The sequence below is a fragment of the Streptomyces sp. NPDC006385 genome, from assembly GCF_040612485.1.
GTDB lineage: Bacteria > Actinomycetota > Actinomycetes > Streptomycetales > Streptomycetaceae > Streptomyces.
Genome location: NZ_JBEXQG010000009.1, coordinates 164,344 through 184,259, shown reverse-complemented (window position 1 = coordinate 184,259; position 19,916 = coordinate 164,344). Strand labels below are relative to the sequence as shown.

Annotated in this window: 18 protein-coding genes; 7 read left to right on the top strand and 11 right to left on the bottom strand. The window is 71.3% G+C overall.

Annotation, left to right across the window (positions count from 1 at the left end):
• Positions 1-7: 7 nt before the first annotated feature.
• The 6 genes from ABZ078_RS10100 to ABZ078_RS10075 all read right to left on the bottom strand — a co-directional run bounded on the left by ABZ078_RS10100 (position 8) and on the right by ABZ078_RS10075 (position 7,043).
• A complete protein-coding gene (locus tag ABZ078_RS10100; protein ID WP_356573535.1) occupies positions 8-892 on the bottom strand; it encodes a hypothetical protein in 885 nt (294 codons plus the stop codon).
• On the bottom strand, positions 889-1,764 hold the full coding sequence (locus tag ABZ078_RS10095; RefSeq protein WP_356573533.1) for a hypothetical protein: 876 nt from the start codon (positions 1,762-1,764) through the stop codon (positions 889-891). The genes ABZ078_RS10100 and ABZ078_RS10095 overlap by 4 nt, the downstream gene beginning before the upstream one ends.
• Before the next feature lie 52 nt (positions 1,765-1,816).
• On the bottom strand, positions 1,817-3,280 hold the full coding sequence (locus tag ABZ078_RS10090; protein WP_356573532.1) for an aldehyde dehydrogenase family protein: 1,464 nt from the start codon (positions 3,278-3,280) through the stop codon (positions 1,817-1,819).
• Entirely contained in the window at positions 3,277-5,085 is a 1,809-nt protein-coding gene (locus ABZ078_RS10085; RefSeq protein ID WP_356573595.1) for a D-aminoacylase, read from the bottom strand. Before ABZ078_RS10085 ends, ABZ078_RS10090 begins: the two co-directional genes overlap by 4 nt.
• Entirely contained in the window at positions 5,054-6,172 is a 1,119-nt protein-coding gene (locus ABZ078_RS10080; RefSeq protein WP_356573530.1) for an LLM class flavin-dependent oxidoreductase, read from the bottom strand. The genes ABZ078_RS10085 and ABZ078_RS10080 overlap by 32 nt, the downstream gene beginning before the upstream one ends.
• A gap of 100 nt (positions 6,173-6,272) precedes the next feature.
• Complete coding sequence (locus ABZ078_RS10075; RefSeq protein WP_356573527.1) at positions 6,273-7,043, bottom strand: SDR family NAD(P)-dependent oxidoreductase; 771 nt, start codon at positions 7,041-7,043, stop codon at positions 6,273-6,275.
• A gap of 179 nt (positions 7,044-7,222) precedes the next feature.
• On the opposite strand from ABZ078_RS10075, the gene ABZ078_RS10070 reads away from it, so the two are divergent.
• The gene (locus ABZ078_RS10070) at positions 7,223-7,966 is read left to right on the top strand and encodes a hypothetical protein (RefSeq protein WP_356573525.1); all 744 of its coding nucleotides are present in this window, start codon (positions 7,223-7,225) and stop codon (positions 7,964-7,966) included.
• Between the two features lie 101 nt (positions 7,967-8,067).
• Positions 8,068-8,859 carry a hypothetical protein gene (locus tag ABZ078_RS10065; RefSeq protein ID WP_356573523.1) on the top strand — a complete coding sequence of 264 codons (792 nt, stop codon included), beginning with the start codon at positions 8,068-8,070 and terminating at the stop codon, positions 8,857-8,859.
• A gap of 17 nt (positions 8,860-8,876) precedes the next feature.
• Here ABZ078_RS10065 and ABZ078_RS10060 read toward each other — a convergent pair whose 3' ends face one another.
• The 3 genes from ABZ078_RS10060 to ABZ078_RS10050 form a co-directional block, all read right to left on the bottom strand.
• Complete coding sequence (locus tag ABZ078_RS10060) at positions 8,877-9,509, bottom strand: response regulator transcription factor (protein WP_356573521.1); 633 nt, start codon at positions 9,507-9,509, stop codon at positions 8,877-8,879.
• A 103-nt stretch (positions 9,510-9,612) separates the two neighbouring features.
• A complete protein-coding gene (locus ABZ078_RS10055; RefSeq protein ID WP_356573519.1) occupies positions 9,613-10,533 on the bottom strand; it encodes a TIGR03619 family F420-dependent LLM class oxidoreductase in 921 nt (306 codons plus the stop codon).
• Positions 10,530-11,765, bottom strand: coding sequence for an amidohydrolase family protein (locus ABZ078_RS10050; RefSeq protein WP_356573517.1), 1,236 nt, complete (start codon positions 11,763-11,765; stop codon positions 10,530-10,532). The genes ABZ078_RS10055 and ABZ078_RS10050 overlap by 4 nt, the downstream gene beginning before the upstream one ends.
• 218 nt (positions 11,766-11,983) lie before the next feature.
• On the opposite strand from ABZ078_RS10050, the gene ABZ078_RS10045 reads away from it, so the two are divergent.
• Both ABZ078_RS10045 and ABZ078_RS10040 read left to right on the top strand, forming a co-directional pair.
• Positions 11,984-14,932, top strand: coding sequence for a BTAD domain-containing putative transcriptional regulator (locus tag ABZ078_RS10045; protein WP_356573515.1), 2,949 nt, complete (start codon positions 11,984-11,986; stop codon positions 14,930-14,932).
• Positions 14,933-15,125: 193 nt separating this feature from the next.
• Positions 15,126-15,296 carry a hypothetical protein gene (locus tag ABZ078_RS10040; RefSeq protein WP_356573513.1) on the top strand — a complete coding sequence of 57 codons (171 nt, stop codon included), beginning with the start codon at positions 15,126-15,128 and terminating at the stop codon, positions 15,294-15,296.
• 64 nt (positions 15,297-15,360) lie between these two features.
• On the opposite strand, the gene ABZ078_RS10035 is transcribed toward ABZ078_RS10040, so the two are convergent.
• On the bottom strand, positions 15,361-16,926 hold the full coding sequence (locus ABZ078_RS10035; RefSeq protein WP_356573511.1) for a FadD3 family acyl-CoA ligase: 1,566 nt from the start codon (positions 16,924-16,926) through the stop codon (positions 15,361-15,363).
• A 95-nt stretch (positions 16,927-17,021) separates the two neighbouring features.
• Between ABZ078_RS10035 and ABZ078_RS10030 the strand changes: the two genes are divergently transcribed.
• From ABZ078_RS10030 to ABZ078_RS10020, 3 genes are read left to right on the top strand one after another with little or no spacing between them, the layout of a single operon-like run.
• Entirely contained in the window at positions 17,022-18,170 is a 1,149-nt protein-coding gene (locus ABZ078_RS10030; protein ID WP_356573509.1) for a lipid-transfer protein, read from the top strand.
• A 7-nt stretch (positions 18,171-18,177) separates the two neighbouring features.
• Positions 18,178-18,594 (top strand): OB-fold domain-containing protein, encoded by a 417-nt coding sequence (locus ABZ078_RS10025; RefSeq protein ID WP_356573507.1) that lies wholly within the window; start codon positions 18,178-18,180, stop codon positions 18,592-18,594.
• Entirely contained in the window at positions 18,591-19,361 is a 771-nt protein-coding gene (locus tag ABZ078_RS10020) for an enoyl-CoA hydratase/isomerase family protein (RefSeq protein ID WP_356573505.1), read from the top strand. Before ABZ078_RS10025 ends, ABZ078_RS10020 begins: the two co-directional genes overlap by 4 nt.
• A gap of 1 nt (position 19,362) precedes the next feature.
• Here ABZ078_RS10020 and ABZ078_RS10015 read toward each other — a convergent pair whose 3' ends face one another.
• Positions 19,363-19,872, bottom strand: coding sequence for a hypothetical protein (locus ABZ078_RS10015; protein ID WP_356573593.1), 510 nt, complete (start codon positions 19,870-19,872; stop codon positions 19,363-19,365).
• Between the last annotated feature and the right edge of the window lie 44 nt (positions 19,873-19,916).

Here is a 19,916-nt window from a genome sequence, read left to right as displayed (position 1 = left end):
GCGGCCGTCAGAGCTGAGGCTTGAGCCGCACCCTGACGTCTCGTCCGTAGGGAAGCACGATCGTCGGGTCCCGGCCGTGCGCCCACTGAGGGGTGACCAGGAACAGCCGCCCGCCGGATGCCAGCAGCAGCCGGAACCCCTCATAGCGGTGGCGATACGCCCCCGCCCGCTCGCCGGCCGTGCCGAGCCGGGTCGCGGTCACGCCCGTGGGCAGGTCGTACAACGGCTCCGTGGTGTCGACGACGACTTCGGGGCGGTCGTCCAGTTCGGCCGCGTCCGTCTCGCCCCGGCCCAGCCCGTACGCCCACGCCAGCTGCGTAGAGGCCCAGACCAGTCCGGCCACGGCCAGCGCGAACACGAACATCACGCCGTTCCTGGCCAGGCGCTGCGGCAGCAGCGGACGCCCCCGCTGCCGGCCGTACACCCAGACGCCGTACGCCACCGCCGCCGGCCCTAAGGCCAGCGACAGCGGGGTGGCGCCGATGACGACGCTGACCTCGGGACCCTGTACGAAGATGCCGATGACGGCTCTGCCGATCAGTACGACGCCGATGACCATGAAGATGTACGCGAGGAAGGCGTTGCCGGTGGTGTCGCCCTCGCTGTCGCGGGAGAGCAGCCACAGGACCAGGCCGTGGATCGCGATGAGCGTCAGAATCCCGAGGAAGAGCACGGTGGCGGGGACGAAGACCACCTCGAGTCCGTGCAGCATCAGGCTCTGGTTGGCCAGACCGGTCATGTCCATCGGCACGCCGAAATAGGCGTACCGCGCGCGGGTGGCGATGTAGCCGAAGTAGAACAGCAGCGCGGTCGCCAGCGTCGCCGGCCCGATCGCCTCCGCCAACTGCCGGATCCGGGCCGGGACGGGCTGCTGATCGCCGTCGGCCGTCATCCCTCCTCCGGAACGGGTGAAGTGTCGGGCTCGGGGGGCGAGTCGGGCTCGGGCGGGGAATCGGGCTCGGGGGGTGAGTCCGGCTCGGGGGGCGAGTCGGGCTGGGGCGGGGACTCCGGCTCGGTGGTGGGCGTGGTGGGCCCCGCCCCCTCCACGGTCATCGTCAGCTGGGGAACGTTGTCGGACGTTGTGCCACGGACCAGTACCGGGTCCCTCGGCGTCGGCGGCGGACCGCCCCAGTCCTTCACCTCATTGCACGGCGCGTGCTGGGCGTTGTCGCACAGATAGCTGACGGAGACCACCACGCTGATGGTGTAGTCACCCGGCGGAGCGCCCGGATCGAGGACCGCCCGCGCCGCACACTGGTCGCCCTCGGGCACCCGAACCGAGCGGCAGGGAAGATCCGCGGAATTCGGATCCTCGGAGTCGAAGCAGGGTGCGACGTCGCCCGAGCGGACCACGGGCCGTCCCGGACCCCCGGTCACGGCAAAGGAGACCCGCTCGAAGGTTCCGGGGGTGGCCGTCTTGTTCATGATGGTCACACAGCCGCTCTCGCTGTCGCCGTTGCCATCGAGGCGCGGGCCGTTCAACTTCACGGACCGCCGTCCCCCTCCCCCTCCCTCCGTCTCCTCGCCGTCAGGGGTCCCGTTGCCGTCGCGGTCCGCACCGTCCGAGGCGGCACCGGTCGTGTCGTCACCCGCCGTGCCGCCACCCGTGGTGTCCGAGACGGGCACGGAACTGGTCGCTCCGGTATCCGACGTATCGTCGCCGCCACCCGTGGTGGCGGACCTGACCAGCCATACGATCCCGAGCACCGCCACGAGACCGAGGACCGTCGCCATGGCGATGACGCGGGTACGGGAATGGGCCATAAGCTGAGAATAAGATCCCTTTTCCGGCAGTTCCTCCTGGATTACTCCACCCTCACCCCGGCCACACGATCGCCTGCACCTCGCTGTACGCGTGCAGCGCGTACGAGCCGACGTCCCGCCCGACCCCGCTCCTCTTGAACCCCCCGAACGGCGCCTCCATGTTGCGGCCGACGGTGTTGATGCCGACGCCTCCGGCCCGCAACCGCCGTGCGACGCGGAACGCGCGGGCGACGTCGCCGGACCAGACGTAGTCGATGAGGCCGTAGTCCGTGTCGTTGGCGAGGGCGATGCCCTCGTCCTCCTCCTCGAAGGGGATCACGCAGACGACCGGCCCGAAGATCTCCTCCCGGGCCACCCGCATGTCGTTCGTGCAGTCCGCGAGCAGTGTCGGCGCGACGTAGAAACCCCGCTCGTGCGGCGGCCGTTCGCCGCCCGCCACCACCACCGCGCCCTCCTTGCGGCCCGTCTCCACGTACGACTCCACCCGGTCGCGGTGCTCGGCCGAGATGACCGGGCCGACGACCGTGGACGCCTCGCGCGGGTCCCCGACCGGCAGCCGGCCCGCGTACGCCGCCAGGTGCTCCACCAGCCGGTCGTACACGCCCCGCTGGGCCAGCACCCGCGTCGGCGCCGTGCAGATCTGCCCGCTGTAGAAGGAGAAGGTGGTGCCGATCCCGGCGACCGCCGAGCCGAGGTCCGCGTCGTCGAACACGACGGCCGCGCCCTTCCCGCCGAGCTCCATCAACTGGCGCTTCATGTGCCGCCCGCACACCTCGGCGATGCGCTGCCCGACCGCCGTGGAGCCGGTGAAGCTGACCATGTCGACGTCCGGGGACGCGACGGCCGCCTCACCGACCTCCACCGCCCGGCCGGAGACGACGTTCACCACACCCGCCGGCGCCCCCGCCGCCTCCAGCGCCTGAGCCATCCGGTAGACGGACAGCGGGTCCTGCGGGGCGGGCTTGACGACCACGGTGTTGCCCATGGCCAGCGCGGGGGCGACCTTGCCCGCCGGGTTGGCCCAGGGGTTGTTGTACGAGGTGACGCAGGTGACCACCCCGACGGGCTGGCGGACGGCCAGCGCACCCATCACGCTTGCCTTCCCCATCGGCCCGGCCTCGTTGATCTGCGGCGCGATCGCCCACTCGGCGGGCTCCACCCGCGCGTACCGCCGGAACCGGGCCGCCCCGACCCCCACCTGCATGCCCCGGGCCGTCCCGGTGGTCGCGCCGGTCTCGGCCCGGGCCAGCTCGGCGTACGGCACCAGCCGGTCGCGGATGATGTCCGCCGCCCGCCCCAGCACGGCCGCCCGCTCCTGAGGCGTCGTACGCGACCACGGCCCGAGGGCCTCGCGGGCCGCGGCGCAGGCCGCGTGCACCTGGTCCCGCGAGGCCTCCGGAGCCCACCCGACGGTGCCCTCGGTCGCCGGATCGATCACGGGGTAGTACCCACCGTCCGGCTCCACCCAGGAGCCGCCGACGAACAACCGCTGCCGATCGGGACCGTGGCGGCTCACCTGGTGGCCACCGTCCTGGTGTCCCGCCCCGAGCGCAGCACCCGTCCCGGCACCGCCCCGGTCACCACGTCGTCCCGGATCGCCTCGACCCCGTTGACCCACACGGCCCGCACCCCGATCGCCCTTGAGTCCAGCCGCGGGCTGTCACCCGGCAGGTCGTGCACCAGGGTGGCCGTACCGGCGTCGATCCGCTCCGGGTCGAAGAGCACCAGATCGGCATGGAAGCCCTCCTGGATCCGACCGCGGCCCCTGAGCCCGAACAGCTGCGCGGGATCGTCCGTCAGCATCCTCACCGCCTGCTCCAGACTCGCCAGCTTCCGCCCGCGCAGACAGTCCCCGAGGAACCGGGTCGTGTACGGTGCCCCGCACATCCGGTCCAGATGCGCCCCGGCGTCCGACCCGCCGAGCAGCACGTCCTCGTGCTGCCAGGTCTCGGCGCGCAGTGCCCAGGACGCGGGGTCGTTGTCGGTGGGCATGGGCCACAGCACCGTACGCAGATCGTCGTTGGCGCAGATCTCCACCAGGCACTGGAAGGGTTCCTGACCGCGCTCCTCGGCGATGTCCCGGACGACCCGCCCGCTCAGCCCGCGGTTCGCCTCGCTGTAGGTGTCGCCGATGACGTACCGCCCGAAGTTCGTCAGCCGCCGGAAGACGCCCGCCTCCTTGGAGCCGGCCTGCCGGAGCATCTCGGCCCGCACCCGCGGGTCGCGGAGCTTCGCGATCCGCTCGGGCACGGGCAGGCCCAGGACCGGCCCCCAGCCCGGGATCAGGTTCAGCGCGCAGAAGGTGCCCAGCGACATGTTCATCGGCGTGAGGATCGGCATGGTCAGCGCGACGACCCGGCCGCCGGCCTTGCGTGCGCGCTCGCCGGCGAGCAACTGCCGGGGCACGCGCTCGGGGACGGCCGAGTCGATGGTCAGCACGTTCCAGTTCAGCGGCCGTCCGGCGGCCGCGCTCATCTCCACGAGCAGATCGATCTCGGCGTCACTGAACTGGTCCAGGCACCCGGCCACGATCGCCTCGATCTGGGTCCCCTCGTGCTCCCCCACGGCCTTGGACAGCGCCAGCAACTCCTGCGGCCCCGCATGCCGCGAGGCCACCGGCTGTCCGTCGCCGTCGGAGTGCGTGGACGACTGGGTGGTGGACAACCCCCAGGCACCGGCGTCCATGGCGTCATGCAGGAGCCGGAGCATCGCGGCGAGCTGATCACCGGTCGGCCGGCCCCCGATCGCGTCGGGGCCCATGACGTACCGCCGGAGCGCGCAATGCCCCACCATGAAGCCCGCGTTGACCGCGATCCGCCCCTCCAGGGCATCCAGATACTCCCCGAACGAGCTCCAACTCCACGGCGCTCCCTCCTCCAACGCCACCAGCGACATGCCCTCGACCCTGGACATCATGCGCCGCGTGTAGTCGGCGTCGTCCGGCCGCTCCGGATTCAGCGGCGCCAGCGTGAACCCGCAGTTCCCGGCGGCGACGGTGGTCACGCCGTGGTTGAGGGAGGGCGTGGCGTACGGATCCCAGAACAGCTGGGCGTCGTAGTGGGTGTGGGGGTCGACGAAGCCGGGGGCGAGGACGAGTCCGGAGGCGTCCTCGGTGGTACGGGCCTCTTCGGTGACGATGCCGATGACGGCGATACGGCCGTCTCGGATCCCGACGTCGGCCTTGAACGCGGGGGCGCCGGTTCCGTCGACGACGGTCGCCCCTTTGATGAGGTGATCGAGCATGGACGTTGCCTCCTTGAATTCCCGGCGAGGTCTGCCTACCCGGCGATCAGGCCGCCGCCCGGAACCGGGACGTCCGATGAACCGGATCCGTGTCGATCTTCGGAATCACGTGCTCCCCGATCAGCCGAATCGTCTGCAACGTCTCCTCCTTCGGCACCCCCACCGGCAACCCGAAGCTCAGCTGATCGGCCCCCGCCTGCTCCCACCGCTTGCACTGCCGCAGCACCTCGTCCGGATCCCCGCAGATCAGCAGTTCCTCCTCGATGAGGAGCTCGACGAACTCGGCGGTGTACTCGGGCAGCGTCTCCGGCCACACGGGGAACCCCTCGGGCCGCGGGAAGGTGTCGTGGTACCGGAACACCAGCGACGGCAGGTAGTGCAGCCCACCGCTCACAGCGATCCGTATCGCCTCGTCATGCGTCGGCGCGCAGATCGCCGTCGTCGTGACCATCACGTTGTCGTTGACGAAGTCCCCGATCGGATCGGCGTCCACGACCGCCGTCTTGTACTGCTCCAGCACCCACTCCATGTCGGCGACCTTCTGCACACTGAAGCCCAGGACCCCGAGCCCCTTCCTCGCCGCCATGGCGTAAGAGGACGGCGACCCCGCCGCGTACCACATCGCCGGATGCGACTTCCCGTACGGCTTCGGCAGCACCTTCCTCGGTGGCAGCGACCAGTGCTTGCCCTGGAAGCCGACGTACTCGTCCTGGAGCCACATCTTCGGGAACTCGGCGACGGTCTCTTCCCAGATCTCCTTGGTGTGGTTCATGTCGGTGATCCCGGGCAGGAAGCCGAGGATCTCGTGCGACCCGGCGCCCCGCCCGCTGCCGAACTCGAAGCGGTTGCCGGTGAGATGGTCGAGCATGGCCACCTTCTCGGCGACCTTCACCGGGTGGTTGACCTGGGCGAGCGGGTTGAAGATCCCCGACCCGAGATGGATCCGCTCCGTCGCGTGCGCCAGGTACCCCAGGAAGACGTCGTTCGCGGAGAGGTGCGAGTACTCCTCCAGGAAGTGGTGCTCGGACGCCCACGCGTATTTGAAGCCGGACCGGTCCGCCTGGATGACGTACTCGGTCTCCTCCATCAGCGCCTTGTGTTCGGCGAGCGGGTCGGTCTCGGCGCGCTTGCCCACGTACCCCTGTACAAAGAGCCCGAATTCCAAGGAGGTTCACCGTCCCCAGTAGTTTCTGACGCTCAGTCAGATCGCGACCTGCCGCCGACTGTGGCACCGGGCGCACGTACGGTCAATAGCTGACGGGCAGTCAGATAACCGAGACACCGGCCAGCCAGCCCCCGTCGATCACGAACGGCTGCCCGGTGATGTACGACGAGTCCTCCGAGGTCAGGAACAGCGCGAGGCGCGCCACCTCTTCCGGCTTCCCGACCCGCCCGAGCGGCACGAGCTTGCGGTAGAGCGTGTCGAGCGCCCGGGACGTCTCCTCCAGGTCAGCGGTCGGATCCAGCTGGGCCGGGTTGGACATCGCGGTGTCGATGGCGCCGGGGCACATGGCGTTGACGCGGATCCCGCGGGGCGCGAGCTCCAGGGCCGCGACGCGGGTGAGGCCGAGGATGGCGTGCTTGGTGGCGGCGTACGCCCCGACGGCCGCCATGCCCGTCACGGCCGTGTACGAGGCGGTGTTCACGATCGTGCCGCCGTCGGCCATCTCGGGCGCCACCGTCTTGACGCCGAGGAAGCAGCCGACCTGATTGACCCGCACGACCTGCATGAACTCGTCGAGGGGCGTGTCGACGAGGGAGTTGAAGCGCAGGATGCCGGCGTTGTTGACGAGGCCGTCGACTTGGCCGTACGCCTCCCGCGTGGCGGCGACGGCGGCCCGCCAGTCGGCCTCCCGGGCCACGTCGAGGTGGACGTACAGCGCGCCTATCTCCTCGGCGAGGTCCTCGCCCTGGTCGTCGAGGACGTCCGCCACGACGACCTTCGCACCCTGTGCGGCGAAGAGACGCGCCTCCTGCTCGCCCTGCCCGCGCGCCGCCCCGGTGACGAGGACGACCCGCCCGTCGAGCTTGCCCATTACGGCCCCCTTCACGGTGGACACAGCACGGTGGAAACGCTGAACTCCGCATCGTAGCGCCATACCTGACGAAGCGTCAGATGCAAGCACCGGTCGTTGCTGAGGTGAATCTCACGTGACCCGCCGGTAGGGATGTTTGACCCTGTCGGCGTCGGTCAAGGGAATCCAAAATCCTCCCCATGTCCAAGCGGAGACTGAAGAACAAGAAGACGAGGATCGTGGCGATCGGGGCCGCGATCACGTCCGGCGCGGCCGTCGCCGGCGTGCTGCTGCCGTCGGCCAACGCGGCCGACGAGAAGACACCCGAAGACATCATGAGGATGTGCCAACGGGCCAGGGTGCTCAACGGCAAGCAGCAGTCCATCGAGGATTTCGGCGGCCATCCGGTCGCCGGACCCGGCTTCGAGGCGGATTCCTGCACATTCATCCCGGAGCCGCTCGAATTCTTCGACGGGCCCACGGAGAAGATCACGACCGACTTCCCGAACTGCCCGCCGGACCTCGACCCCGCCACCAGGGCCGACGCCACATGGACGACCTCGGTGACCCAGGGGCAGGGCAAGTACACCGTGACGCAGCAGGGCGGCGGAGGGGGACTCTTCGGGGCCCTGAACGCCGCCTGGCTGCGCCACGAGGGAACGATGGACCTGACCCTGGAGTCGGCGTCCATCAGCGAGAAGGTCGACAAGCCCGTACCGGAGGGCAAGGTGCTCCATCTGGAGTTCACGCCCAGGATGCAGCGCATGAAGGGCGTCTGGCGGGTGAAGATCGAGGCCCGCGAGCAGGGCACCGTCCTTCCCGCACAGCCCGAGGAGACCTACGAGGCGGCGGAGGTCGTCGAGGGTCCCGTCGTCCGCCCCGGGGCCGCGGGCGCTCCCGGCGTCCCGGACGGCCTGATCGACCCCAAGCTGACCGACTGCTGAGGCTGCCTCGCCTCGGCCTCTACGGCCCTCCCCTCATGCCCGTCCCTCATGCCCGTCCCCCATGCCCTTCCCCCCCATCGTCCCCTGACAGGAGACACACCATGACACGCGCCGGCCGCAGCGGAAGCCACCGGAGCAAGAAGAGGCGCCTCACCCTGGTCCTGGCCCCCGTGGCGGCCCTCGCGGTGGCGGTTCCGCTCATGGCCCACGCGGGCGCGGCCACCCCCGGCGAGGTGGACGCCGACTGCCGGAACGACTCCGACCGGCTGGCGAACTGCGAGTTCGTCCCCGTCCAGCACAAGAAGAACAGCTTCGGCCCGAACGAGCGGGTGTCCGCGGTGGAGCGGAACTGCGGATTCCCACAGGCGTCGACGAAGGGCTTCACCGTGGCCGCCGAAGTGACCAGGGTCGTACAGACGGAGAGCGGTTCCGTCGTCTCCGGCGGCACCAAGCTGGCGAGCTCGGTCTTCGAGGTCGGAGTCCAGTTCACCACGCAGGAGATCGACATCAAGCGCGACGACAAGGCGACCTCGTTCTCCTTCGGCAGGTCGGGCACCATGAAGGCGGACCACATCGCCTTCTTCATGTGGTCGCACAAGCGCACCGACGTGAGTGGATTCCTCAAGGCCACCTACAAGGAGGAGCAGGACGGCCGGAAAGTGTTCTTCTCCCCCGGCGAGGGAGCCACCGACGTCCATGTCTTCTATCCGCAGCTCCTCAAGAACGGAACTCCGGACGGCCGCCTCTGGCTGCGCAACGTCAAGTGCGGCACTCCGCAGGCCGACGGGATTCTGAACAGCCGCAACAGCGTCCGTGCCGAACCCGGATTCGGTGAGGGCGGGGAGAACGTGACCGACGTCGACATTCCGCTGTCGGCGATTCCGGCGCCGTAACCGCTCGGTCGCTGTTCTCAACCGCGAAGCACGGGCGCGGCTCCCAGCCATCTGAGGACCGCGTCCGTGCTTCCGCGCGCGTCCAGCTTGGCGTAGATGTTGCTGAGGTTGTTGCGGACGGTCTTCTCGGTCAGCCGTAAGCGCAGCCCGATCTCCTGTGCGCCCAGCCCGGTCGACAACAGCTCCATGATCTGCCGCTCGCGCGGCGACAGCAGCCCCCGAAGCCGTTCCGGGGCGTCCCCGTCGGCCGGCATCCGCCGCACTCCCTCCCGCAGGGCGGCGCAGGCCGCCGGGGAGAAGGAGGTGTGCCCGACGCCGGCGCCCACGACGGCCGAGGAGAGCATGCGGGTGCAGTAGTCGCCCTCGACCAGATAGCCCGCCCCGTGACGGAACGCCTCGACGATGGTTCCGGTGTCCCGGCGCGGGCTGATGACGATCACCGGGGCGTCGGCGGCCCTCAGCTCCCGCAGGGCCGCCGGGGGATCCTCGCAGCACAGGATCACGACGTCCGTGTCCGGCCCCGCCGTGAAGGGCGCGGTCAGGCGCACCACCCGCTCGACGTACGGGTCGTCCGGGGCCGGCCAGTCGGGATGCGGCCAGGCGCCCTCGGGGCAGGCGAGGGCGACGGTGAGTTTCCGGGAAGCGCGCACGTCGTTGTGTCCTTCCGCCGAGGCCGTACGTCCGTACGTCCGTACATACGTCGGCCGGCGTGGACATGTTCAAGCTTTCAAGGAGCGCACCGTGTGTGGCCGGCTACAGCAGCGGTGCCACCTCCGCCCCGAACGCCTCGATCTGGTCGGTGAGTTCGGCCCTGCCCCGGCACCTGAACCGCACCTGGACCTGGTGCACGCCCATGGCACGGTAGGCCCGCAGCGACTCGGCCAGTTCCGCTCCGCCGCCGGTGAGCGTCCGGCGTCCGACGTCCCAGCCGGGCCTGCCGACGTACAGCGGCTCGGCGATGGCGCCGACGACGAACGGCTCGTCGTTCCCTGCCTGTGCGCGCAGGTGCCGTATCCGCGCGATCCGCGCCGGGAGCCGGTCACGCGGGTCCCCCTGGGGCAGCCATCCGTCGCCCTTGAGCGCGGCCCTGCGCACGGCCGCCGGGGACGACCCGCCGACCCAGACCGGGACGCGCTCCTGGGCGGGGCGGGGCAGTTGCCCGAGCCCCTCGAAGTCGTGGAGCTTGCCGTGGTGTTCGGGGAACTCCTCCGGCCCGAGGGCGGCCCGCAAGGCGTCGATCGACTCGTCGAGGACGAGCCCGCGCCGCTCGAAGTCGACCCCCAGCGCCTCGAACTCCTCCCGCACGTGCCCGGCCCCGACCCCGAGGATCAGCCGGCCGCCGGACAGGTGGTCGAGGGTGGCGTACTGCTTGGCGGTGAGCAGCGGATGCCGCAGCCCCACCACGGCGACGTGGCTGAGCAGCCGGATGCGCTCGGTGGCCGCCGCGAGGAAGGCGAGGGTGGCGACGGGGTCGTACCAGACCGTGCTCATCGCGGGTGCGAGGCGGCGCGGGATGGCGACGTGGTCGCAGCACGCCAGGTAGGCGAACCCGGCGCGGTCGGCGGCGCGGGCGACGGCGAGGAGGTCGGCGGGGCCGGCGGCGGCCTCCCAGGGTTCGGCGTAGATCGTGCTCTGGGACTGGACCGGGAGCTGGATCCCGTACGACAGGCTCACCGCGAGCCGTCCCAGAGCCCGTCGCCGGTCAGCCCCAGCAGCTCGATGGCGTTGCGCCGCACGATCCGCTCGACGACCTCGGCGTCCAGGTGTCCCATCTGCGCCTCGCCGACCTCGCGTGACTTCGGCCAGGTGGAGTCGGAGTGGGGGTAGTCGGTCTCGTACAGGACGTTGCCGACGCCGATCGCGTCCAGGTTCCTGAGCCCGAAGGCGTCGTCGAAGAAGCAGCCGTAGACGTGGTCGGCGAACAGCTCGGACGGCGGCCGGTGCACCTTGTCGGCGACCCCGCCCCAGCCGCGGTTCTCCTCCCACACCACGTCGGCGCGCTCCAGGATGTAGGGGATCCAGCCGATCTGGCCCTCGGCGTACATGACCTTGAGGTTCGGGAAGCGCTCGAACTTGCCGCTCATCAGCCAGTCGACCATCGAGAAGCAGCAGTTGGCGAAGGTGATCGTGGAGCCGACCGCGGGCGGGGCGTCGGCGGATGTGGAGGGCATACGGCTGGAGGAGCCGATGTGCATGGCGACCACCGTGCCGGTCTCGTCGCAGGCGGCGAGGAAGGGGTCCCAGTCGTCGGTGTGGACGGAGGGCAGGCCCAGGTGCGGGGGTATCTCGGAGAAGGCCACGGCACGCACGCCACGGGCGGCGTTGCGCCGGACCTCCGCAGCCGCCAGCTCGGCGTCCCAGAGGGGGATGAGAGTGAGCGGGATGAGACGACCGCGCGCCTCGGGCCCGCACCACTCCTCCACCATCCAGTCGTTGTAGGCCCGGACGCACAGCATGCCCAGCTCGTGGTCCTCGGCCTCGGTGAAGGTCTGGCCGCAGAAGCGGGGGAAGGTGGGGAAGCACAGGGCGGACTGGACGTGGTTGACGTCCATGTCGGCGAGGCGGGCGGGGACGTCGTACGACCCCGGGCGCATCTGCTCGTAGGTGATGACCTCCAGCTTGATCTCGTCCCTGCTGCAGCCGACGGCCGTGTCCAGGCGGGTGAGGGGGCGGTGCAGGTCCTCGTAGACCCACCAGTCGCCGACGGGGCCGTCGTCGCCCTGGCGGCCCATGACGGGCTTGAACCGGCCGCCGAGGAAGGTCATCTCCCTCAGCGGGGCGCGGACGATGCGGGGGCCGGTGTCGAGGTACTTCTTCGGCAGCCGGTCCTGCCACACGGTGGGCGGCTCCACGGTGTGGTCGTCGACGGAGATGATCAGCGGAAACGTCGTCTCGGTGTCGTCCATGGCCTTCACGGTAGCGCCGATCTGACGGACCGTCAGCTGCGCGGTGCGGGTGCGGTCCGATCGGTTCCGCGCGGACGCTTGCGGAGATCGTGTGCGGACCTTGTGGAATCCCGCATGCCCGGCTGTGTCCTGCCTGTGATCGGTACCTCGCCCGGCTGACGCATCCGCCCTGCACAAGGCAGACTGACCTAGTTGTTGAGGATGCCTAGGGGGACCCGATGGACGGTGTACCGCCGGTGCCGGAGCAGCGGCGTCCCGGCTCCGAGGAGCCGGCGGTGCTGCGCTTCGGTGTGCTCGGCCCGGTGCGCGCGTGGCGTGGCGAGGAGCAGCTCCCCACCGGTTCCCCCCAGCAACGCGCCCTGCTCGCGGCCCTGCTCCTGCGCGAGGGCCGCACCGCGACCGCGGCGGAGCTGATCGACGCCCTGTGGGGCGAGGAGCCGCCGTCGCAGGCGCTGGCGGCGGTGCGGACGTACGCCTCCCGGCTGCGCAAGGTGCTCGACCCCGGGGTCCTGGTGAGCGAGTCCGGCGGCTACGCCGTGCGCGGGCTGGCCGAGGGGGCGCTGGATCTGGCGGTGGCGCAGGAACTGGCGGCGGAGGCGGAGAAGGCGAGGAGCGCCGGGGACCTGTGCCACGCGCGGAAGGTGCTGGACCGGGCACTCGCCCTGTGGGACGGCGAGGCGCTGGCGGGGGTGCCGGGGCCGTACGCGGAAGCCCAGCGGGTCCGCCTGGAGGAGTGGCGGCTCCAGCTGCTGGAGTCCCGCCTCGACATGGACCTGGAGCAGGGCTGCCACGCGGAGGCGGTCTCGGAGCTGACGGCGCTGACGGCGGCGCATCCCCTGCGGGAGCGGTTGCGGGAGCTGCTGATGCTCGCCCTGTACCGCAGCGGCCGTCAGGCGGAGGCGCTGGCGGTGTACGCGGACACGCGGCGCCTGCTGGCGGACGAACTGGGCGTGGACCCGCGCCCCGGCCTGAAGGAGCTCCAGCAGCGGATCCTCCAGGCCGACCCGGCCCTCGCGGAACCGTCGGCTCCGGTGGCGGAACCGGCGGTGGTCCCGGTGCGCCCGGCGCAACTGCCCGCGACCGTCCCGGACTTCACGGGCCGGGCGTCCTTCGTCTCGGAGCTGAGCGAGGTCCTCGCCTCGGCGGAGGGCCGGGTGATGGCCGTGTCCGCCCTGGCGGGCATCGGCGGGGTGGGCAAGACGACGCTGGCGGTGCATGTGGCCCACCAGGCGCGTGCGGCCTTCCCCGACGGACAGCTGTACGTCGACCTCCAGGGCGCGGGGCCGCGGGCGGCGGAACCGGAGACGGTCCTCGGCTCCTTCCTGCGCTCGCTCGGCACGGCGGACTCGGCGATCCCGGATTCCCTGGAGGAGCGGGCGGCGCTGTACCGCTCGGTGCTGGACGGCCGACGGGTGCTGGTGCTGCTGGACAACGCAAGGGACGCGGCCCAGGTACGCCCGCTGCTGCCGGGCACGGAGGGCTGTGCGGCGCTGGTGACGTCGCGGGTGCGGATGGTCGATCTCGCGGGTGCCCATCTCGTCGACCTGGACGTGATGTCCCCGGACGAGGCGTTGCAGCTGTTCACGAAGATCGTGGGCGAGGAACGGGTGGCCTCCGAGCGCGAGGCCGCCCTGGACGTGGTCGCGGCCTGCGGCTTCCTGCCGCTGGCGATCCGCATCGCGGCGTCCCGCCTCGCGGCCCGCCGTACGTGGACGGTGTCGGTACTGGCGGCGAAGCTCGCGGACGAGCGGCGCCGGCTGGACGAGCTCCAGGCCGGGGACCTCGCGGTCAAGGCGACCTTCGAGCTGGGCTACGGCGCCCTGGAGCCCGCCCAGGCGCGGGCGTTCCGGCTGCTGGGGCTGGCGGACGGACCGGACATCTCGCTGGCGGCGGCAGCGGCGGTGCTGGATCTTCCGACGGAGGAGACGGAGGATCTGCTGGAGTCGCTCGTCGACACGTCGTTGCTGGAGTCGGCGGCGCCCGGCCGGTACCGGTACCACGATCTGGTCCGGCTCTACGCGCGTGCCTGTGCGGAGCGGGACGAGTGGCCGCCGAGTGAGCGGGATGCGGCGCTGTCGCGGCTGCTGGACTTCTACCTGGCCACGACCGCCCAGGTGTACGCGATCGAGCGGCCCGGGGACCGGCTGGTGGACCACCTGGAGCACGGTGAGTTCCCGGGCCTGCGCTTCAGCGGCCGCCATGAGGCTCAGGACTGGCTGTACTCCGAGGCGAACTGCCTGCTGGCCTGCGCGAGTCAGTCCGTGCGCAACGGCGATCTGCGCAGGGCCGTCGACCTGCTCTGGGCGGCGAAGGACCTGGCCGAGTCCGGCGCCAACTCCCGTGACTACGAGGCAGCGGCGACGGCCGCTCGCGACGCCGCTCAGGCAGTGGGCGACGTCCAGGCGGAAGGGCGGGCCCGGACGACGCTGACGGACGCCCACCTGGCGGCGGGCCGCTTCGCCCAGGCCGACGAGGAAGTGAGCCGGGCCGCGACTCTGGCACGGGAGGTCAGCGATCCGGCCCTCAACAGCTGGGTGCCCAACCATCGCGGTGTGATCGCGGTCTATGGAGGCCGGCATGCCGAAGGGGCCGGCTACCTGCAGGAGGCCATCACCACCTTCCGGTCGGACGGCAACCTGGCGGGGGAGGCCAGCGCGCTGTGCAACCTCTCCCGTTCGCACCTGGCCATGGGGCAGACCAAGAGCGCGATCGACCTCGCGCGACAGGGTGTCGGCATCTACGACCGTCTGGGCCACACCCTGCGTGGCGCCAACGGCCGCTACGCGCTGGGACTGGCCCTCGCGCAGGCTGGAGAGCTCACCCGTGCCATCGAACAGCTGAACGAAGCTCTTGAGGTCTTCCGGGACAGTCGCCAGCGCCTCTGGGAAGGCATGACGATCTTCCGGATCGCCGAGATACTGCTCACCGAGCGCAAGCCGGCCCAGGCCGCCACGTTCGCGGAACAGTCACTCGCGGTACTGCGGGGCATCGGCGGGGACTGGCGGCGAGGGAACGTGCTCACCGTCCTGGGACGTGCCCTCTACGGCATCGGACATCTCGACCGTGCGCAGGCATGCTGGCGTGAGGCCCTTTCCATCTACGAGGGCCTGGGCTCCCCGGAGGCCGCGGAGGTGCGGGGCCTGCTCGTCTCCGCGGCCGCCGCGTAGTCCGCACCGGCCCGCGTTCATCGTTCGTTTATCGCCTCTCGGCATGCTGAATGCCGTCGAACCGTCGCGTCGGGGGGCAGACGGTTCGTCATGGAGCCCACCGTTAAGGTGAACGGCCCTGACCAGCCCGTCCGGCGACCCGCGGGGGAGTCGCCGGGCGGGCCTCGTCACCCAGCCACAGGAGTTGAACAGCATGGCCGAAGAGAAGAAGACCGACGGCACCGTGAAGCCGCTCGGGGACACGCACATCACCGACGCGGACGCGGGCACGGTCAAGCCGCTCGGGGACACGCACATCACCGATGCCGACACGGGCACGGTCAAGCCGCTCGGGGACACGCACATCACGAGCGACGAGGCCTGACGGACCACACCCCACGGGGATCGGCCGCGGCGGCGCGGAGGGGAGCCGCCGCGGCCGAGGCATGTCATGCCCGCGCGGCACCCCTCGCCCGCAACTCCCCCTTGACCACCTTGCCGCTCGCGTTCCGCGGCAGCTCCGCCACGAACTCCACCGCCCGCGGCACCTTGTAGTTCGCCATCTCGCGCCGCGCCCAGGCGATCAGGTCATCCCCGGTGGCCACGGCCCCCGGCCGGCGCACCACATACGCCTTGCCGACCTCACCCAGCCGTGCGTCCGGTACGCCGATCACCGCCACGTCGGCCACATCCGGGTGCAGGCCGAGCAGTTGCTCTATCTCCGCCGGGTACGCGTTGAAGCCGCCGACGATGAACATGTCCTTGACGCGGTCGGTGATCCGCAGGTTCCCCGCCCCGTCCAGGACACCCACGTCACCCGTCCGCAGCCACCCGTCCGCCGTCAGCACCTCCGCCGTGGCCGCCGCGTCCTCGTAGTAGCCGCGCATGACGTTGAAGCCCCGCACCAGGACCTCGCCGGGCTCGCCGGCCGGCGCCTCCACCCGCACCTGCGTGCCCGGTATCGCGCGCCCCGAGGTCGAGGCGATGACCGACGGGTCGTCGCCGCGCCGGCACATCGTCACGATGCCGCCGGCCTCCGACAGTCCGTACGCCGTCAGGACCGTCTCCACGCCCAGCTCCCCGCGCAGGCGTTCCACCAGCCGCAACGGCACGACCGCCGCGCCGGTCACCACCAGCCGCAGCGCCGAGAGGTCGTACGCGTCCCGCGCCGGGTGGTCCAGGAGGGACTGGTGGAGGGTGGGCGGGCCCGGGAGGACCGACACGCGTTCCGCCGCGATGTTCGCCAGGGCCGTGTCGACGTTGAACACCGGCTGGGGAATCATCGTCGCGCCCCGCATGAGGCAGGCGATCACCCCGGCCTTGTAGCCGAAGGTGTGGAAGAAGGGGTTCACGATCAGGTAGCGGTCGCCGCGTCGCAGTCCGGCCAGGTCGCTCCACACCTCGTACGCCCGCAGCGTCTGCGCGTGGCTGATCACGGCGCCCTTCGGGCGGCCCGTCGTACCGGAGGTGAACACGATGTCCGAGGGCCAGGAGCCCTCCACGGCCGCCGCCCGCGCCCGTACCTCCGCCTCGCCCACCCCGTCCCCGCTCGCCAGGAAGTCCTTCCACGTGCGGAAGTCCGCGGGGGCGTCGTCCGACAGCACGACCACCTGCCGCAGCTCCGGAAGCCCCGGCCCCTGGGCGACCGCCCTGCGCAGCGACGCCACGTACGAGGTGCCCAGGAAGGTGCCGGTCACGAAAAGCAGCCGGGCCCCGCTGCGGCGCAGTACGTCCGCCGCCTCCGTGCCCTTGAACCGCGTGTTCACCGGCACCAGCACCGCCCCCGCCGACACCGCGCCCAGCGCCGCCACGATCCAGTCGAGCGTGTTCGGGGCCCAGACGGCGACCCGGTCGCCCGGCGCGACGCCGTTCGCCAGGCAGGCCGCCGTCGACCGCTCGACACGGGCACCGAGTTCGCCGTACGGGATCCGGGTCCGGCCCTCCACCACCGCCTCGGTGTCCGCATACCGCTCGGCCGCCCATCGGACCAGCTCCGGGATGCTCTGCCACTGCACGATCGGCCTCCCCGAACTCGATAGCTGACTGTCCGTCAGATTAGCTGTAGCCTGACGCCCTGTCAGCAACCTGTCCGCGGCGCGGAGGTGTGCACATGGCCGGACTCAAGGACGCGACCGCCATCGTCGGCATAGGGCAGACACCGTTCGCCAGACACCTCCCCGAGGACGAGAGGACCCTCGCCTGCCGTGCCGTCCTCGCCGCCCTCGACGACGCGGGGATCGCCCCCGGCGAGGTCGACGCCCTCGCCTCGTACACGATGGAGGAGACGGACGAGGTCGAGCTCGCCAAGGCCGTCGGCTTCGGCGACCTGACCTTCTTCAGCAAGGTCGGCTACGGCGGCGGCGGTTCGTGCGCGACGGTCGCCCATCTCGCCGCCGCGATAGCCACCGGGCAGGCGACGGTCGGCGTGGCCTGGCGGTCACGGAAGCGGGGCAGCGGCCCCCGGCCCTGGCGCGACACCACCGCCCAACTGCCCACGCCCGCCCAGTGGACCCGGCCCTACGGCCTGCTGCGCCCCGTCGACGAGATCGCCATGCTCGCCCGCCGCTACATGCACGAGTACGGCGCCACCCGGGACCATCTCTTCAACGTCGCCCTCGCCTGCCGGAACCGGGCCAACCAGAACCCCGCCGCGATCATGTACGACCGGCCGCTGACCCGCGAGATGTACATGACCTCCCGGTGGATCAGCGAGCCCCTGTGCCTCTTCGACAACTGCCTGGAGACGGACGGCGCGCTGGCCTGCGTGGTCGTCGGTCGCGAGCGCGCCCGCGACTGCCGGCACACCCCCGTCTACGTCCACTCCGCCGCCCAGGGCCTGCCCGCCCAGCACCACGGCATGGTCAACTACTGGAACGACGACCCGCTCACGGGACCCGCGTGGACCGCCGCCCGGCACCTGTGGAAGCACGCCGACTTCACTCCGCGGGAGGTGGACGTCGCGCAGATCTACGACGCGTTCACGGCTCTCATACCGCTGTCGCTGGAGGGGTACGGCTTCTGCGAAAGGGGGGAGGGCGGGGCGTTCACGGAAGGGGGCGCCCTGGAGATCGGCGGGGCGCTGCCCCTCAACACCGGGGGCGGCGGGCTGAGTGAGGCGTACGTCCACGGGTTCAACCTCATCAACGAGGGCGTCAAGCAGCTGCGCGGCACCAGCACCGCCCAGGTCCCCGGCGCCGCCACCTGCCTCGTCACCGCCGGCGAAGGCGTCCCCACCTCCGCGCTGCTGTTGAGGAGTTGATGCAAGGATGCTCACCCCCGTCACCGATCCCGACGGCGCCCCCTTCTGGCAGTACGCCGCCCAGGGCGAACTCCGCGTCCAGACCTGCGCCGACTGCGGCGAACCCCGCTTCCCGCCCCGCCCCTGCTGCCCGCACTGCCGGTCCTTCGCGAGCGAGTGGCGCCGGACGTCGGGACAGGGCCGCGTCTGGTCCTACGTCGTCCCCCACCCGCCCCTGCTGCCCGACTACGCGGAGCAGGCGCCGTACAACGTCGTCCTCGTCGAGCTGGCCGACTTCCCCCGCATCCGCCTGGTCGGCAACCTCGTCACCGGCCCGGACGCGCCCCTCGACTCGCTCCCCCCGGAACGCCTCCGCATCGGCGCCAGGGTCCAGGCCGTCTTCAGCCGCACCGGCCTGCTCCGGTGGGTCCTGGAGCGCCCATGAGCCTCGACGTCACGGCCGACAAGGACAGCGGAGTCTGTGTCGTCACCCTCGACCGGCCCGAGCGGCTCAACGCCATCGACCTCGCGATGCGGGACGAACTCGTCGTCGCCTGGCGGGCGTTGCGGTTCGACGACACCGTACGGGCCGTCGTCCTCACCGGCGCCGGGGAGCGGGCCTTCTGCACGGGGCTGGACCGGGAGGCCGTCGTCCCGCAGCCCGGCTCGCCGTACATGCTGGACGATCCGCTGCTGCGGGTGGGGCCGAAGGCCAACGACCTGTGGAAACCGGTCGTCGCCGCCGTCCGGGGCATGGCCTGCGGCGGCGCCTTCTACCTCCTCGGGGAGGCGGACTTCGTCGTCGCCGACCCGAGCGCCACCTTCTTCGACCCGCACACCACCTACGGCATGGTCAGCGCCTACGAGTCGATGCTCATGGCGCTGCGCATGCCGTACGGGGAGGCCGCGCGGACGGCGCTGATGGGCAGCGCGGAGCGGATGTCGGCGCGACGGGCCCATGAGATCGGGTTCGTCTCCGAACTCACCGAGCCCGGCGGGGCGTTGGCGGCGGCGGTCGACTGCGCGACCGTCATCGCCGGGTATCCGGCCGCGGCGGTGCAGGGGACCGTGCGGGCGCTGTGGGCGGCCAAGGAGGCCGCTCTCGCGCAGGCGTTCGCGCAGGCGCCGCACCTGGTCTCGCTGGGCAACCTGCCGGCCGAGCGGCAGGGCGAGCTGTTCCGGGCGCGGGGCCGCGGCCATCGGCTCCGGTGAGCTACCGCGCCGTGCGCGTCACGTCGTCCAGCACGCAGGTGACGCCGCTCGTGCTCGCGCCGGCGTCCGGGACGTAGACGGCGGCCACGTCCAGTGTGCCGCTGGAACTCGGCGAGACGTGGGGGATGGTGGAGGCGCTGGTGCGCACGGACGCGCCCTCGGGATCCCGGAAGGTCACGCCGAAGTCGTAGGTGTACGTGGTGATCGAGCTGCTGTTGGTGGCCTTGACGCGGGCGACGATGCCCCGGCTCGCGTCGTACGTGCAGCTCTCCAGCGTCACGTCGGCGGTGGGCTCGGCGGAAGCGGTCGCGCCGCCGGTACCCGTGCCGCCCGAGGACCCGTAGTCGTCGTCATCGTCGTCGTAGTGGGTGCCGCCGCCCGACGAACCGCTCGACGAGCTGCTGGAGTTCGAGCCGCTGTCGCAGCCGCCGCCGCTGGAGTGCCGCGCCCCGGTCAGGGCGACCACCACGCCTAGGAACACGGCCACCGCGCGGACATGGCGAAGCTTCACGTCGTTCAACCCCCGAAAAGTGCTGCGACCCCGTTGTTCTGATC

Excerpts from the sequence above, each read along its gene's own strand:
- ABZ078_RS10030 (WP_356573509.1), top strand. The coding sequence starts at position 17,022 with ATGGCCGGACTCAAGGACGCGACCGCCATCGTCGGCATAGGGCAGACA.
- ABZ078_RS10020 (WP_356573505.1), top strand. The coding sequence starts at position 18,591 with ATGAGCCTCGACGTCACGGCCGACAAGGACAGCGGAGTCTGTGTCGTC.
- ABZ078_RS10095 (WP_356573533.1), bottom strand. The coding sequence starts at position 1,764 with ATGGCCCATTCCCGTACCCGCGTCATCGCCATGGCGACGGTCCTCGGT.
- ABZ078_RS10045 (WP_356573515.1), top strand. The coding sequence starts at position 11,984 with ATGGACGGTGTACCGCCGGTGCCGGAGCAGCGGCGTCCCGGCTCCGAG.
- ABZ078_RS10040 (WP_356573513.1), top strand. The coding sequence starts at position 15,126 with ATGGCCGAAGAGAAGAAGACCGACGGCACCGTGAAGCCGCTCGGGGAC.
- ABZ078_RS10100 (WP_356573535.1), bottom strand. The coding sequence starts at position 892 with ATGACGGCCGACGGCGATCAGCAGCCCGTCCCGGCCCGGATCCGGCAG.
- ABZ078_RS10050 (WP_356573517.1), bottom strand. The coding sequence starts at position 11,765 with ATGGACGACACCGAGACGACGTTTCCGCTGATCATCTCCGTCGACGAC.
- ABZ078_RS10065 (WP_356573523.1), top strand. The coding sequence starts at position 8,068 with ATGACACGCGCCGGCCGCAGCGGAAGCCACCGGAGCAAGAAGAGGCGC.
- ABZ078_RS10025 (WP_356573507.1), top strand. The coding sequence starts at position 18,178 with ATGCTCACCCCCGTCACCGATCCCGACGGCGCCCCCTTCTGGCAGTAC.
- ABZ078_RS10075 (WP_356573527.1), bottom strand. The coding sequence starts at position 7,043 with ATGGGCAAGCTCGACGGGCGGGTCGTCCTCGTCACCGGGGCGGCGCGC.
- ABZ078_RS10070 (WP_356573525.1), top strand. The coding sequence starts at position 7,223 with ATGTCCAAGCGGAGACTGAAGAACAAGAAGACGAGGATCGTGGCGATC.